The 14,522-nt window shown below is 51.3% G+C and carries 16 protein-coding genes and 1 pseudogene; 6 read left to right on the top strand and 11 right to left on the bottom strand.

Annotated features, from left to right (window positions below; genetic code table 11):
* Positions 1-11: 11 nt before the first annotated feature.
* Positions 12-938 (bottom strand): annotated as a pseudogene (gene gnd / locus VN23_RS16740) (phosphogluconate dehydrogenase (NAD(+)-dependent, decarboxylating)); the annotation flags it as partial.
* A 423-nt stretch (positions 939-1,361) separates the two neighbouring features.
* On the opposite strand from gnd, the gene ubiU reads away from it, so the two are divergent.
* The 4 genes from ubiU (at position 1,362) to VN23_RS16720 (ending at position 4,801) form a co-directional block, all read left to right on the top strand.
* Complete coding sequence (gene ubiU / locus VN23_RS16735; RefSeq protein WP_046353598.1) at positions 1,362-2,360, top strand: ubiquinone anaerobic biosynthesis protein UbiU; 999 nt, start codon at positions 1,362-1,364, stop codon at positions 2,358-2,360.
* Between the two features lie 118 nt (positions 2,361-2,478).
* A complete protein-coding gene (locus tag VN23_RS16730; protein WP_197433119.1) occupies positions 2,479-3,360 on the top strand; it encodes a U32 family peptidase in 882 nt (293 codons plus the stop codon).
* Positions 3,357-3,782 (top strand): ubiquinone anaerobic biosynthesis accessory factor UbiT, encoded by a 426-nt coding sequence (gene ubiT, locus VN23_RS16725; RefSeq protein WP_052746791.1) that lies wholly within the window; start codon positions 3,357-3,359, stop codon positions 3,780-3,782. Before VN23_RS16730 ends, ubiT begins: the two co-directional genes overlap by 4 nt.
* A 188-nt stretch (positions 3,783-3,970) precedes the next feature.
* Entirely contained in the window at positions 3,971-4,801 is an 831-nt protein-coding gene (locus VN23_RS16720; RefSeq protein ID WP_046353595.1) for an undecaprenyl-diphosphate phosphatase, read from the top strand.
* A 47-nt stretch (positions 4,802-4,848) separates the two neighbouring features.
* Here the strand turns inward: VN23_RS16720 and cyoE are convergent, their stop codons facing one another.
* From cyoE to VN23_RS16700, 4 genes are all read right to left on the bottom strand, one after another.
* Positions 4,849-5,760 carry a heme o synthase gene (cyoE, locus tag VN23_RS16715; RefSeq protein ID WP_046353594.1) on the bottom strand — a complete coding sequence of 304 codons (912 nt, stop codon included), beginning with the start codon at positions 5,758-5,760 and terminating at the stop codon, positions 4,849-4,851.
* A 2-nt stretch (positions 5,761-5,762) separates the two neighbouring features.
* A complete protein-coding gene (locus VN23_RS16710) occupies positions 5,763-6,764 on the bottom strand; it encodes a COX15/CtaA family protein (RefSeq protein WP_046353593.1) in 1,002 nt (333 codons plus the stop codon).
* A gap of 84 nt (positions 6,765-6,848) precedes the next feature.
* Positions 6,849-7,304, bottom strand: coding sequence for a hypothetical protein (locus VN23_RS16705; RefSeq protein ID WP_156455217.1), 456 nt, complete (start codon positions 7,302-7,304; stop codon positions 6,849-6,851).
* Complete coding sequence (locus VN23_RS16700) at positions 7,301-7,972, bottom strand: SURF1 family protein (RefSeq protein WP_197432939.1); 672 nt, start codon at positions 7,970-7,972, stop codon at positions 7,301-7,303. Before VN23_RS16700 ends, VN23_RS16705 begins: the two co-directional genes overlap by 4 nt.
* On the opposite strand from VN23_RS16700, the gene VN23_RS16695 reads away from it, so the two are divergent.
* Entirely contained in the window at positions 7,971-8,162 is a 192-nt protein-coding gene (locus VN23_RS16695) for a twin transmembrane helix small protein (RefSeq protein WP_046353591.1), read from the top strand. The two genes, VN23_RS16700 and VN23_RS16695, sit on opposite strands and share 2 nt — an antisense overlap.
* A gap of 474 nt (positions 8,163-8,636) precedes the next feature.
* Here VN23_RS16695 and VN23_RS16690 read toward each other — a convergent pair whose 3' ends face one another.
* The 6 genes from VN23_RS16690 to coxB form a co-directional block, all read right to left on the bottom strand.
* Complete coding sequence (locus VN23_RS16690; RefSeq protein ID WP_046353590.1) at positions 8,637-9,503, bottom strand: cytochrome c oxidase subunit 3; 867 nt, start codon at positions 9,501-9,503, stop codon at positions 8,637-8,639.
* A gap of 147 nt (positions 9,504-9,650) precedes the next feature.
* Positions 9,651-9,824, bottom strand: coding sequence for a DUF2970 domain-containing protein (locus VN23_RS21585; protein WP_082752815.1), 174 nt, complete (start codon positions 9,822-9,824; stop codon positions 9,651-9,653).
* A complete protein-coding gene (locus tag VN23_RS16685; protein WP_046353589.1) occupies positions 9,821-10,336 on the bottom strand; it encodes a cytochrome c oxidase assembly protein in 516 nt (171 codons plus the stop codon). The genes VN23_RS21585 and VN23_RS16685 overlap by 4 nt, the downstream gene beginning before the upstream one ends.
* A 209-nt stretch (positions 10,337-10,545) precedes the next feature.
* Positions 10,546-10,641 (bottom strand): cytochrome oxidase small assembly protein, encoded by a 96-nt coding sequence (locus tag VN23_RS22200; RefSeq protein ID WP_218586923.1) that lies wholly within the window; start codon positions 10,639-10,641, stop codon positions 10,546-10,548.
* On the bottom strand, positions 10,634-12,283 hold the full coding sequence (ctaD, locus tag VN23_RS16680; protein WP_046353588.1) for a cytochrome c oxidase subunit I: 1,650 nt from the start codon (positions 12,281-12,283) through the stop codon (positions 10,634-10,636). The genes VN23_RS22200 and ctaD overlap by 8 nt, the downstream gene beginning before the upstream one ends.
* 10 nt (positions 12,284-12,293) lie before the next feature.
* Positions 12,294-13,388, bottom strand: coding sequence for a cytochrome c oxidase subunit II (gene coxB / locus VN23_RS16675; protein WP_046353587.1), 1,095 nt, complete (start codon positions 13,386-13,388; stop codon positions 12,294-12,296).
* A gap of 304 nt (positions 13,389-13,692) precedes the next feature.
* On the opposite strand from coxB, the gene VN23_RS16670 reads away from it, so the two are divergent.
* The gene (locus tag VN23_RS16670; RefSeq protein ID WP_046353586.1) at positions 13,693-14,457 is read left to right on the top strand and encodes a DUF2189 domain-containing protein; all 765 of its coding nucleotides are present in this window, start codon (positions 13,693-13,695) and stop codon (positions 14,455-14,457) included.
* Positions 14,458-14,522: the final 65 nt, after the last annotated feature.

The raw sequence follows: 14,522 nt of genomic DNA, 5'->3' as shown, positions 1-14,522 counted from the left end.
ATCTTAGTGCATTACTTCTTTGCCACATGATGGCCGCCAAAGGCGTTGCGCATCATCGATAGCAATTTAGCGACGTAATCGCCTTTACCTTGGGTGGTGTAGCGCTGGAATAATGAAGCTGCAATCACCGGCGCAGGAACGCCTAGTTCTACGGCTTCTAGTACCGTCCAGCGGCCTTCGCCTGAATCAGGAACGAAGGGTTGGATGTCGTCTAGCTTGGTATCGTTTTTCAGCGTGTCGGCAGTTAAGTCGAGCAGCCAAGAGCGGATCACCGAGCCATGGCGCCATGTTTCAGCTACGGCAGCCAGATCAAGATTTAGCTCTTTTTTGGCTTCCAAGAGGGCAAAGCCTTCGGCAAAAGCTTGCATCATGCCGTATTCAATACCGTTGTGAACCATCTTCACGTAGTGGCCGCTACCTGCTGGGCCTGCATGAATCCAGCCGCGATCCGAAGCCGGGGCCAAGATTTTAACGAAAGGCTCAGCCATCGCAAATGCGTCTTTTTCGCCGCCAATCATGATGGTGTAGCCGTTAGCTAAGCCCCATACGCCGCCTGATACGCCTGCATCCATAAACTTAAAGCCTAAGGCGTTCAGTTCTTTTGCATGGCGTTGTGAATCTTTATACATGGCGTTTGCGCCATCAATAATCAAATCACCTGGTGCCATTAGTGAGGTCAGCTCGCCAAACATGGTTTCGCTGATTTCACCTGCTGGCAGCATCATCCATACCACGCGTGGACTTGGCATTTCTGCAATCAGGCTGGCTACGGAGTCAAAACTGCGGATATTGGCGTGTTCAGCGGCAAGCTGGGTACGTGTTTCGGCGCTTACGTCAAAGCCAAATACAGTGGCTCCGCCAGCGGCCAAACGACGTGTCATATTACTGCCCATTTTACCGAGGCCAATCATTGCAATTTGCATTTTGAGCATCCTTGTTTGTTGGTTTTCGTTGCTGGGCTTGTGCCCTAGCGGGAATAACTTGCAGCATGAACCTTAGTCACATGTCTGCCAATTGGGAATTATGGCACTATGCATTGTGCGTAGTGCGAAGCAAATGCCTACAAAATCCAGTAAATGGCGTTTTTCGATGTTTTAATATGAGAATTTTGCTTATTTCTGCAAAATTGATCTCGATTAAGGCAAAATATATTGCAGTGCACTATGATTAAAAAGTCGTCATAAAGCGTGTGGGCTTTGTGAGCAGACTCTCTGTGTGTGGGTGATTGGGGCGTGCGTTGCTACTTTTTGGTGGCCGCACGCTTTTTTCTGCGCGCTATTCTGGGCTTAGTTTGATTTAGCTTAAAAAGCATTGCGCCATCTCTCTTTAAGCTCCCCTATGTTTATCATTCGGGGGTGCTTATGGCCCTGCCCCAACTTGTTTGCCCAGCGGGCAGCTTGCCTGCATTAAAAACTGCCGTCGACCACGGGGCCGATGCGGTTTACCTCGGTTTTAAAAATGCCACCAATGCCAGAAATTTTGCGGGCCTCAATTTTAGCGATGCGCAGCTCAGCGAGGGCGTGCGCTACGCTCATGCTAAAAACCGTGAAGTATTAATCGCGATTAATACTTATGCCCAGGCAGGGCGGCTTGGCGATTGGCGCGCTTCGGTCGATAAAGCGGCAGATTTGGGTGCTGATACGGTGATTCTGGCCGATCTGGGGCTGTTGGAATACGCCTACCGCACCCATCCTCATCTGCATTTGCATTTATCGGTGCAAGGCTCGGCGACTAATTTTGAAGCGATTAATTTAGCGCACGAGTGTTTTGGCGTGCGCCGTGCGGTATTGCCCCGCGTGCTGACTCTGCCGCAAGTTGAATACGTGATTAAAAACACCGAGGTAGAAATCGAAGTATTCGGTTTTGGCAGCCTCTGTGTGATGGCTGAAGGTCGCTGCATTTTATCCAGCTATGTAACGGGCCAATCGCCTAACACTCACGGCGTATGTTCCCCTGCGCATTTTGTGCGCTGGGAAAAACAAGGCGAGCGTATGGATGCCCGTTTAAATGGTGTGCTGATCGATCGTTTTGAAGCAGGTGAGCCAGCGGGTTACCCCACGCTATGCAAGGGCCGCTTTGAAGTTGATGGCGATACCTATTACGCCATGGAAGAGCCGACCAGCCTGAATACCCTTTCGATCTTGCCCGAGCTGATACGTATCGGCGTGGCCGCCATCAAAGTAGAAGGCCGCCAGCGCAGCCCGTCTTATGTGGCAGAAGTGACCAAGACCTTACGCATGGCCATCGACGCCTCCGCCGACCCACGTTATTCAGTCAAACCCGCATGGCAAGCCACGCTGGATAAAGTATCCGAAGGACATCAGCAAACCTTGGGTGCATATAGCAGACCGTGGCGATGAGTTAGTTCGTGTTTAAGCGTAGGGCGGGTGTAACCCGCGTATCTTTTTATATCGTTTCGCGGGGTTTACCTGCCTTACAAGTACAAATTGTGGGTTTTTAAAAATAGACCCATTAGGAATAGCAATGAAACTCTCTCTTGGCCCCATCCTTTATTACTGGCCTAAGCAGCAGGTGCTGGATTTTTATGCCGAGGCAGCAAGCTGGCCGGTGGATGTGATTTATCTGGGCGAGGTGGTGTGCTCGCGCCGCCACGAGCTGCGCAGTGCAGATTGGCTGGAAGTGGGGCAGAGCTTGCGTGCCGCAGGTAAGGAGGTGGTGATTTCATCCCAGGCGCTGCTGGAATCCGCCAGTGATCTTTCCAGCTTGAAAAAGCTGGCCGAGGCGGGCGCTTGTATTGAGGCCAATGATTTAGGCGCGGTGAAGGTGGCGCGTGATTTGGGAATGCGCTTTGTGGCAGGCCCACATCTTAATATCTATAACGGCGCGGCTTTGGATTGGTTTGTGGCTCAGGGCGCGATGCGCTGGCTGCCTTCTTTAGAAAGTAGCCAAGCAACGATCGCCGCTATTCTGGCGGAGAAAACGGGCGCCATTGAAACCGAAATCTTCGTGCACGGCCATTTGCCACTGGCGTTTTCGGCTCGCTGCTTTACCGCGCGCTATTACGGCTTAAGCAAAGACGCGTGCGAGTTCCGTTGCTTAGATCATGCCGACGGGCAGCTGATGTCTACCCGTGAGGGCCAAGGGTTTTTGCGCTTAAACGGCATTCAAACCCAGTCTTCCGCCTGCCAATCGCTTTACGCTGAGTTGCCACAAATGGCGCAGATGGGCGTCGACTATTTGCGTATCAGCCCACAATCCACCGGTACGGCTGAGCTAGTCGCTGCCTATGCTGAGAAATGTACTTATCCCGCAGCTATCCACGACTTCTCAACAGCTTATCCACAGGGCCTTGTGAATGGTTATTGGCACGGGGAAGCAGGCATAAAGGAATGTGTATGAAACGCTTACGTCAATTTGTCTTACTAAAGCTCCCCGAAGCGCCTCTTGCCATTGCCTTGGCAAGTAGTTTGAATCTGGTCAAAAACAAGCTGTGGCCAGAGGAAGACTTTGCTTGGCTGGCTGGGCGCAATATCCGTTTAGAAGTGTTGGATATTGGCCGGGGCTTAACGCTATCTTTTCAGAATGGCCGGTTTAAGCGTGGGACCGGCGAAGCAGACGTGACCTTTAGCGCCAGCCTTGCCGATTATCTGGTGCTGGCTCGCCGCTTAGAAGACCCTGACACGTTGTTTTTTCAGCGCCGCTTAAGTATTGAGGGCGATACCGAGCTTGGCCTCACACTAAAAAACTTGATGGATGCAACCGATTTCGAACCGCTTCTGGCGTGGCTGCCGAGCAAATTACGTGCACATTTGCCCGTTTGATTTTGTGTTTAAAAGGGGCCCAAAGGTCTGTAAACATAGAGAATACCGAGCACACAAAAAACACAAAGAAAACAGCGTAACCCAACAGGCTCCAATGTAAATCCTTCAATAAACATCAGATCTTAATCAGTAAATAAGATTGCCCAGATATAATGCGTTTCTCTTTTCAGGCTATTGGCAGATTATCAATGGATATCGTATTGCTGTTTAAGTCGCTCATTATGGGCATGGTTGAAGGTATTACTGAGTTTTTGCCGATTTCCAGCACGGGCCATTTGATTTTAACCGGTGATTTGCTCAATTTTATGAGCAAGGAAAAGCGTGATGTTTATGAAATCTTTATTCAGCTAGGAGCTATGCTGGCGGTGGTTTGGGAGTATCGCGCTAAGATTACTCAGACCCTGACGGGCGCAGGCAAGCCGGGTAGTGAGCGTAATTTGCTGCTGGCCGTCGTGATTGCCTTTATTCCTGCTGCAATATTTGGCCTCTTATTTAATAAGGTGATTAAGGCGCATTTATTTCAGCCTGTGCCTGTGGCGATGGCGTTTATTATTGGTGGCTTGATTATTCTTTGGGCTGAAAAACGCCAGCTGAATAAAACCCCCGTGGTTGAAACGGTGGATGATTTAAGTCTGAAAGATGCCTTGAAAGTAGGGCTTTGCCAGTGTTTAGCGTTGATTCCCGGTACCAGCCGCTCTGGCGCAACGATTATCGGCGGAATGTTTCTTGGTATTTCTCGCAAGGCGGCAACTGAGTTTTCGTTCTTTTTGGGGATTCCAACGTTGGGTGCGGCTTCAATTTATAGCCTGCTTAAACACCGCCATGAATTGGATATCGGCGACAGCGGTGTCTTTGCTGTGGGCTTTATTGCCTCGTTTATCTTCGCCTTTATCGCCATTCGCGCGCTGATTAAGTTTGTTTCTACCCATACCTTTGTTGGCTTTGCCTATTACCGGATTGCCTTTGGCTTGATCGTATTGGCTACTGCTTACAGTGGCATGGTGAGCTGGACGGTGTAGTTTGCGTTGTCTCCCCTCTCCTTTTTGGGAGAGAGGGAGAGGGCGCTTTACGCCACAAACACCATCAACCAATGATCCAGCAACAAAGCTGCAAATAAATACGCTAAATATTTAATCGAATATTTAAATAATTCCCGCGCAATCACATCGCCTTCCGCTTCACCCTCTTCCTGCCATAATTTAAACGCCCGAGATAAAAAGCCTGCGTTCAGTACGGCTACGCTAATGCCGTAGAGCCAGCTACTCATGCCTAGTGCCACCGGCAGGGCGGTGACTGCGGCGAGGATGGCGGCGTAGAGCAGGATAGATAATCGGGTAAATGCCAAGCCATGCGTAATCGGCAACATAGGTAGGCCCGCCTTGGCGTATTCATCTCGGCGGTAGATTGCCAGTGCCCAGAAATGCGGCGGAGTCCAGGTGTAGATAATCAAAAACAACACCATCGCTTCGGGTGGCACACTGCCGGTGACGGCGGCCCAGCCTAGGATTGGCGGCATGGCTCCTGACGCACCACCAATCACGATATTTTGCGGTGTAGCGGCTTTTAGTAAGCGGGTGTAAATCACTGCATAGCCAAAGAAAGTAGCCAGCGTCAGCCACATCGTCAGCATATTTACAAAAGCGCCTAGTAGCCATAGCCCAACTGCGGTGGTAATCAGGGCATAGAGCAGGGCATCGCTGTGCTTTACAGATCCTTTGACCAGCGGGCGCTGTTGAGTGCGGCGCATATTGCCATCACGCTCTACTTCGATCAGGCAGTTAAAAGCGGCCGCTCCACTGGCTACGAGGCCGATGCCTGCCGTGGCAGCCAAAAGCAGGGCGATGGATGGCAGCTGTGGTGTAGCCAGCAGCATGCCAACTACCGCACAGAACACAATCAGGGCAATGACGCGCGGCTTGCCAAGTTTCAGTAGCTCAGTCAGCTGGGCGTGGGAGCGGGTAAGGGCGAGAGTACGCATGGCTAAGCTCCGGAGTGTTTAGGGGATGTAGCGTCAAAGGTGCTGCTTGTTGCTTGCTGATGAACTGGTAAAACCTGTGCCAATGCCGCAACCACCAGCATCAGTAAAATTGCCGCGCCACCGTTATGCGCTACAGCTAGTGGCAGGGGTAAATCAAACCAGACATTGACAATGCCAAGTGAGATTTGCAGCAGCAGCGCCGCTGCAATCAGCCCCGCCCATCTTAGGCTGGCTTTACGCAGCTGCCATATCAGTGCACTCAGGCAGGCCAGTAGTAATAAAGCACCCAGCCGGTGCAGCCAGTGAATGGCCGCTAGATGATGAATTGTCAGCGATTCGCCACTGGTGGTCTGGCCTAGCTGGCGAATCGGCTGCATGGCTTCGCTTAAACCTGCAGGCGCGGTAAAGCTGCCTTGGCAGCTAGGAAAACCATTGCAGGCCAGTGCTGCATAATTAGTCGATACCCAGCCTCCCAAGGCAATTTGCAGCACGATGGCAATCAGGCTAATGATTAAAATTGGTCGCAGGTGGTTGGGGAGCTGAGGTGTAAAGGAGGAGCATGCGGCCAGCCAGGTGAGTAGAGCCAGCAGAGCCATTCCTCCCAGTAAGTGTGCGGTAACAATCACCGGCATCAGCTTCATGGTGACCGTCCACATCCCCAGTAGGGCCTGAAAGATAATCACCCCCAGCGGCAAAAGAATACTAAGGCGGCTAAGCCGCTGGCGTTTTTGCCAGAGCAAGCAGCACGCCGCCAGCACCAACAACCCCAGCCCGCCAGCAAAATAGCGGTGAATCATTTCCTTCCAGCCCTTGGCAGGTTCTACTTCACCGCCAAATTGCGCACTCGCTCGGGCAATTTCATGTGCTTCATCCGGCGCGCCCAGTTGCCCGTAGCAGCCCGGCCAATCCGGGCAACCCAAACCCGCATCAGAAAGCCGTACATAAGCACCGAGCATCACCAAGCAAAAAGTCCAGATCAGGGTAAGGCAGAGGAGTGGTTTCATTGAGTTGCTCCTAGTCAGTGCTTTCGTAGGGCGGGTGAAGCCCGCTCTATAAGTGGCATTCCATTTAAGTTGACGGGAGTGGGCTTAACCCAGCGCTTTATTGTTTTTCAAAACCTGCCCAATTTCTTTCAGTGCCTTGCGTCTGCCATCGTCGCTAGAAAGTTGTTCATTGGAATAACGCAGTACGGCATTGCCGTGGGGGTCGATCAGGTAGAGGCCGCTATTGGGGGCGTGGCTGGGTAGATAGGCGATGTCGGTATTGTCCGAGGGGCAAAAGCTGGCGCGCACGATACGCTGGCTGGCTTCGCCTTGCGCTAATCTTAGCTGTCCTGCGGCAAAGAGCAGCTTGCGATGCACATCGCTGCAAGCTGCATCGGCGGCGGCTAATCGCCAAGGGCCGGGGGATGCTATCGGGGTGGCGAGTAGCTCGCCAAAGCTATTACCCCCAACGGGCCGCCACCATTGCCAAACGGCTTGGGCGGCTAATACGGGTAGCAGGGATAACATAAAACATGCGATGAGTACGGTGCGTCCTTTCATAATCTTGTCTCCCGTTTAAAGCGAATCCAAAGAAAAACTCCCACTAAGCTCATTCCCCACCATGTGGCGGTATAGCCAAGATGCCGTTCTGGCGGGATAGCGGGTTGGCTGTGTTGCACGATCAAACCTCTCTCTCCTTCTTGTATCAGTGCATAGGTATGAGGCTGCGGCAGCTTGCTCCACGCGGCAAAGCGGGCCGGATTGATATTTTGAAAGATATGGCCTGTTGGCTGGGTATTGGCTAGCTCGATATAACGCGGCCAAGGCTGAGCGTTCACGATGGTGTTATCACTGGTTTTGGGTGGGCGGGTATCTGGCCACCAGCCACGGTTGATGAGCACAATGCTTTGATCGCTTAGCTGAAAAGGGGTGATAACGTGATAGCCGATCTGGCCTGCTTCAATGCGGTGATCCAGCAGGATTTCGGCCTGTGGCAGCCATTGCCCAATCAGTTTGATTGGGCGAAATAATGGCGGTATGCCCTTGGCCCAAGGCAGGGGGGCGAGTGCTTCTTGTTTTGCCAGTTGCGCTATCAATATTTGTTTGTCGTGTGCACGGCCAAGCTGCCATAAGCCCATGCAAAAAGTAATTACGACTAAGACTGCTAAACAGATAAGCGCAGATCGACGACGTTGAGCTAAGATAGGAGTATACGGAGGATTTTTCATGAAAATTGTTGCCATCATCCTGCTCTTGGTTATTGTTGTTGCCCTTGGGCGAGCACTCTTGCAGCTGGTTCGCGGCGGGCGATCCACACAGGTGGTGCGTGCTCTAACGCTGAGGGTGGGTTTGTCGATTGCTTTATTTATTTTGTTATTGATTGCTTATGGGATGGGGTGGATACATCCCAATGCATGAGTTTTTATTTTTGTTTTGGACTGCTTTTGTAGGGCGGGTGCAACCCGCCGCTTTCTATTTGTGCGCTAACTAAAAAGATCTCATTTAAGTGCCTTCGGCACGGTGATTTTGGAACGGTAGCCACCGTGGGGGCGTTCTTTTCTTGAACGGCCAAGAAAAGAACCAAAAGAAGGCCGCCCCGGCCAGCACGAGGGCCCCTCACTGCGGACAATCGAGCCGGCGGCTGCGGGACTCACTCGCTTCGCTCGCCAAACATCCTCGCCGAAACCCCGCCCCGCTTGTTCCTCGCTTCGGCGTGCTTTAAGGGGGTTCTTAAGCCCCATGCCATGAACCGCGATATAAATTCAGATCGCTGGGTTTTGAAATACAGTTCATTTACCTACTCACCGCCTATTTGAACGATTCTTCCTTTCTGCTTTCCTCCGTGAAACTCCGTGTTCTCAGTGTCCTCCGTGGTTCAAGATCTGGGTTTGTTTACAGCCAGTAAACAAACACAAATAAGATCAACCACACCACATCTACAAAGTGCCAGTACCATGCGGCGGCTTCGAAGCCGAAGTGGTGTTCGGGGCTGAAGTGGCCGCGTATGGTGCGCACCAGCATGGTGGCAAGCATGATGGTGCCAACCAGTACGTGCATGCCGTGAAAGCCGGTGAGCATATAGAAAGTGGCACCGTAAGCGCCGGAGCTCATTTTTAGGCCTAGCTCGGTCCAGCCGTGGTGGTATTCAACGGCTTGCAGCGTTAAGAACAGAGTGCCGAGCAGCACGGTAAACAAGAGGCCAAGCTTGAGCTGGCCACGTTTGCCTGCCATTAATCCCCAGTGCGCCCAGGTGAGTGTTGCACCTGAGGTGAGTAGCAGGGCGGTGTTGATGGCGGGTAAGCCGATTGCGCCCATCGGGGTATAGGGGGCGGCTTCCGGGCCGGTGCGCGCAGGCCAGCTTTCTTTAAAGCCAGACCAGAGAAAAGAGTGGGTATCAGAGAAAAAGCCTAGCTCGGGAACGGAAATCACACGGGTATAAAACAGCGCGCCAAAGAAGGCGGCAAAGAACATGACTTCCGAGAAAATAAACCAGCTCATTCCCCAGCGAAAAGAGTAATCGACTTGCTGGCCATAACTGCCGCTTTGCGATTCTTTAACCACATCGCCAAACCAGCCGAAAATCATCCAGATTAAGATGGCAAACCCCAGTAGCAAAATCCAGTTGCCAGCAGGCACACTATTCATGGCAAACGCAGCCCCCAGCCCCATACAGAATAAGGCGACAGAGCCGACGATAGGCCAGCGCGATGGTGCGGGCACATAGTAATGCGCGTCGTGAATTCCGTTTTCTACATTCATTTTCAGCTCCATCAATATTTAGGGTGGGCCTGTTTTTATGTTCTCGCGGCCAGGTTCGCTTTAAAAAAACGCAATCAGATTTTGTAGGGTGGGTTAGGCGGTTTTTTGCCGTAACCCACCATTGCACTGGTGGATTACGCCCTAACCCTAAGTATTGGCAATCAATATCCGTACCAACAGAAACACGCTAAGCGCTAAGCACAGGGCCAAAAACAAACCCGCTGCAATAATTTGCTGAGGTTTTAGCTTTGCGCTTTCTGCATTTTTGCGGCTACGAACGCCAAAAAATGCGGCCAGTACCGTTTTAAGTGCGGCCATCATGATGGTGCAAGCTCTGGATGTAGCGTGTAAGAAAGCGTGGCAGCGCCTAGCTCTGCTGGTAATTCATTGGCGACTAATAACACCACGGTGACATCGCGTTGCTCATTGGGCGCTAAAGTCAGCGCATCAAAGCAAAAGCATTCCAGCTTTTGCAGTAAACCTGCCGATCTGGCAGGGGCATAGCTGGGAACGGCGCGCACTTTCAAGGGCTGATCGCTTTTATTAACTAAACGAAATCTTGCTTTAAGTAAGCCCCCAGGCTTGGCCGCCAATACAGGATCGAGCGCTTCTAATGTGGCGGCTAAGCCATCGTCCACATTGGTATCAAACTCCACACGAATCACTGCTGCACTGGTATTGGCAAAATCGCTATTGGCTCGGTCAATTCCCAATACTTGGCAAAAAGCATCGTAAAACGGCACCATGACATAGCCAAAGCCAAACATCATGCAGGCAATGACCATCATTCGAATGGCGAGTTTGCGATTGGCTTGTTGGAGAGTGCTTTGCATTGCTGCCTCTTATAATCAGGTGAAAAACGTAAAAAACCTGTAGGCACAGAGAGCACAAAGCCCACGGAGAGCACAGAGAAAACCAAGCTGTGAGTGGGCGATGCGCCTAGTTTTATTCGTGTTTTTTGTAGATAAGGCCTTGGCTTAGTACGCTCTCTTTGTAAACTCCGTGTTCTCCGTGCCCACAGATTTTAGGTTTGGTTTTGGCTCTATACGTCCATCAACCAGCGCCGAATAATAATCCCCACAAAAAAGGCGGCGGCGATGCTGGCGGTGATCAGGGCGGTGCGCAGATTTTTACTCATGATGATCCCCTAGCAGGCCTTGGGCTTTAAGGCCTTTTTCGACGATTTCCAGTGACGGCGGTGTTTCCCAAGTGTGGTGTGGTGCTGGCGATGCGACTTCCCATTCCAGCGTATTTGCGCCTTCCCAGGGGCTGGCTGGTGCTTTACCTACGCCGCCGCGAATGGTGTGAATCACATTAAACAGGAAGAAGATCTGCCCTAGCCCGAAGCAGAACGCACCCACTGTAGCCATGGCGTTAAAGTCGGTAAATTGCATATTGTAATCAGGGATGCGGCGTGGCATTCCGGCAAGGCCCAGGAAGTGCATCGGGAAAAAAGTGACGTTAAACCAGATCATTGACCACCAGAAATGAAACTGGCCCCGGCCCTCGTGATACATATAGCCGGTCCATTTAGGTAGCCAGTAATAGGTAGCACCAAACAGGCTAAATAACGCGCCTGCCACTAGCACATAGTGGAAATGCGCCACAACATAATAGGTGTCTTGCATTTGCGTATCGACAGGGGCGATAGCAAGGATTAGTCCCGAGAAACCACCGACGGTAAACAGGCAAACAAAGCCAATTGAAAACAACATTGGCGTTTCAAAAGTCATGCTGCCCTGCCACATGGTGGCAATCCAGTTAAATACTTTTACTCCCGTTGGCACGGCAATCAGCATGGTGAGAAACATAAAGAACAGCTGGGTGCTAGCCGGCATGCCGACGGCAAACATATGGTGGCCCCATACCATAAACGACAGAATAGCGATCGAGCAGGTGGCGTAAACCATCGACACATAACCAAACAGCGGCTTACGGGCAAAGGTGGGGATGATCTGGCTGACGATACCAAAAGCGGGTAGCGCCATGATGTAGACCTCGGGGTGGCCAAAGAACCAGAAAATATGCTGGAACAATACCGGGTCGCCACCGCCAACGGCTTTAAAAAAGTGCGTATCAAAGTGCCGGTCGGTGAGCAGCATGGTGACTGCGCCTGCGAGTACAGGAGCCACAGCAATCAATAGATAAGCCGTAATCAGCATCGTCCAGCCAAATAGCGGCATTTTCAGCATCGTCATTCCCGGCGCGCGTATATTCAGCACGGTGGTGACGATATTGATCGAACCCATAATCGAAGATAGCCCTAAGAGGTGGATGGCAAAAATCGCCAAATCCATCCCCATCCCCGCCTGAATCGACAGCGGTGGATAAAGCGTCCAGCCACCTGCCGCTGCGCCGCCGGGTACAAAAAACGAAATCATTAACAGTGCGGCAGCAGGGGGCAGCAGCCAGAAGCTCCAGTTATTCATTCGTGCAAACGCCATATCCGGCGCGCCGATCATCAGCGGTAGCATCCAGTTAGCCAGGCCGGTAAACGCCGGCATAATTGCACCAAACACCATAATCACGCCATGCAAAGTGGTGAGCTGATTAAAGAAATCAGGCTGCCAGAATTGCAGGCCGGGCTGGAATAACTCTGCACGGATACACAGCGCCATAATGCCGCCAGTAATAAACATGCTGAAGGCAAACCATAGATAAAGCGTGCCAATGTCTTTGTGATTGGTGGCGTAAAACCAGCGCTGCACAAAGGAGACGTGATGCTCCTCATGGGCATGGTCGTGGCTGGGGGCGTGGAGTGCATCGTTTGCTGTAGTCATCGTCTTGTCCTCACTTTCTGGCGGCTTTAACGTCGGCCGGGAATAGGGCATCGCCTACGGTATTGCCAAAGCTATTACGCTCGTAAGTGACGACAGCGGCAATTTCGGTATCCGATAGTGCACTCCATGCAGGCATGGCGTTTTTGCCTTTAAGTACCATGCCAAGATGGTCTGCTATAGGGCCAAGTACAATTTTTGATCCGACCAACGATGGGTAAGGGCCAGAGCCCTTTCCGTCAGCCTTATGACAGGCAAAGCAATTGCCTTCGTAAACAGATCGGCCTCGGGCGATTAGCTCGTCCTTGGTCCATTTTTTGTTTGGATCGTCAGAAGCGGCTTTGGCCTCGGCTTGTTTTTTGCCTACCCAGTCCTGAAATTCTTTGTCGGTCACCACTTTAACGACCACGGGCATAAAGCCGTGGTCCTTACCACAGAGCTCGGAGCACTGGCCGCGGAAGGTGCCGGTGTTTTCGGCCTTAAACCAGGTATCGCGTATAAAGCCCGGAATCGCATCTTGTTTTACGCCAAAGGCAGGCATGGCCCATGAGTGGATAACATCGTTACTGGTGGTCAGAATGCGGATTTTTTTGCCAACGGGCACTACTAAAGGCTCGTCTACTTCTAAGAGGTAGTGCTCACCCTTAGGGCTGCCTTTGCCCTTATATTCTTCAATCTGATTGCGATTCGTGGTGAGGCGGCTTTTAAAATCAACACCATGATCCAGATACTTGTAGCCCCAGAACCATTGATAGCCAGTGGCTTTAATGGTGATTTCTGAATCTCGGGTGTCTTTTTGCGCAATCACTACGCGTGCGGCAGGCCAAGCCATCGCGATGAGAATCAGCGCAGGAATAACGGTCCAGAGAATTTCAACCGTGGTGTTTTCGTGGAAAGGTTTGGCCGCATGGCCCAAGGATTTTCGGTGTTTCAGGATGGCGTAAAACATCACGCCAAATACTAAAAGAAAAATCACCAGAATGACCCACATCAATAGCGTATGCAGATTAGTGATTTCGTGTGCTATTGCAGATTGCGCCGGTGGAAAGTTCATTTCCCCTGCTTTTGCAATAGCAGGCAGCATTAAAGCTAATGCAAGTCTGCGCATTACTCACCTCCCGAGGTGTAGCGCCTTCCTCTTAATGACAGGGACGGTCGCTGTTTTAATCTTTATTCATATAACGTAGCAGAAGATCTGACATATGCAAGTCAGATAGCCCATGATATTTCTTACACCACGCCATTGGTTTTTACCGCCTGTCTGCTTTTTAGAAGTGCCTTGCCAAAGTTGTACTAAAAAATAAATGACCATCTGTTTTTGTGGTCGCCAGTTTTTGTCGGCCAAGGGGCGGAGCCAGCTTCGATAAATACGAATCGGATCCGAAAAAAGGCCATCACCAGAGAGGATGATCATGAGCGTACATATGGCCGTATTGGATCAGCACTTCACGCTGCCTAAAATCAGAAAGGTAGCTGCCAATAGCCCCGTGCTATGGCTACAAAAGGGTTGGGTAGATTTATGGTCGCATCCGGGGCCGAGCTTGGTTTACGGGCTGCTCGTCACTTTGGTGGGGGCTTTGGTGTTGTCGCTCGCCATAAATAATCCTTATTTATTCACCACATCAATTACCGGGTTTTTACTGCTGGCTCCCTTGGGGGCGGCAGGGATTTATGAGCTGACGTCTGAAAGAGAAGAAGGCAGGCCAACTTCTTTTGTGCAATCGATCCGTGATTTATTGGCCAACATGGGGCAACTGGCTTTTCTAGGCTTGGCATTAGCAATGGTGGCAATTGCCTGGGAGCGCTTTTCTGCCATTTTGTTTGCCATATTTTACGGAGGGCAGGATGTGAGCTTGCTTGGTTACTTGAGCTCTTTAACGGGTGAGTTTTTACCCTTCACCATTGTCTGGTCATTGGCTGGTTTCTTACTTGCCTTTTTTGTGTTTGGCTTAACGGCCATCTCGATTCCCATGCTGGCCGATAGGGAAGTAGACAGTATTACCGCCATGATGTGCAGCCTGCGTGCCACCTCTGAAAATCGCATAGTGATGGTTCAATGGGCGGCTTTGATTGTGCTGCTGACGGCGATCGGTTTTGTCACTGTGATTGGCCTGATCGTGATTTTCCCCTTGCTTGGGCACGCTACTTGGTACGCCTACAAAGACCTGATTGAGTAACTCTTGTGAGCCTTGCTTCTAGCGATCAGCAGGGCTCAATAGATTTTATTTATGAGTTTATGGTT

Source organism: Janthinobacterium sp. B9-8 (assembly GCF_000969645.2).
Classification (GTDB): domain Bacteria; phylum Pseudomonadota; class Gammaproteobacteria; order Burkholderiales; family Chitinibacteraceae; genus Iodobacter.
Note: the sequence above shows the minus strand (reverse complement) of the source record. Positions and strands in the feature narration are given on the sequence as shown.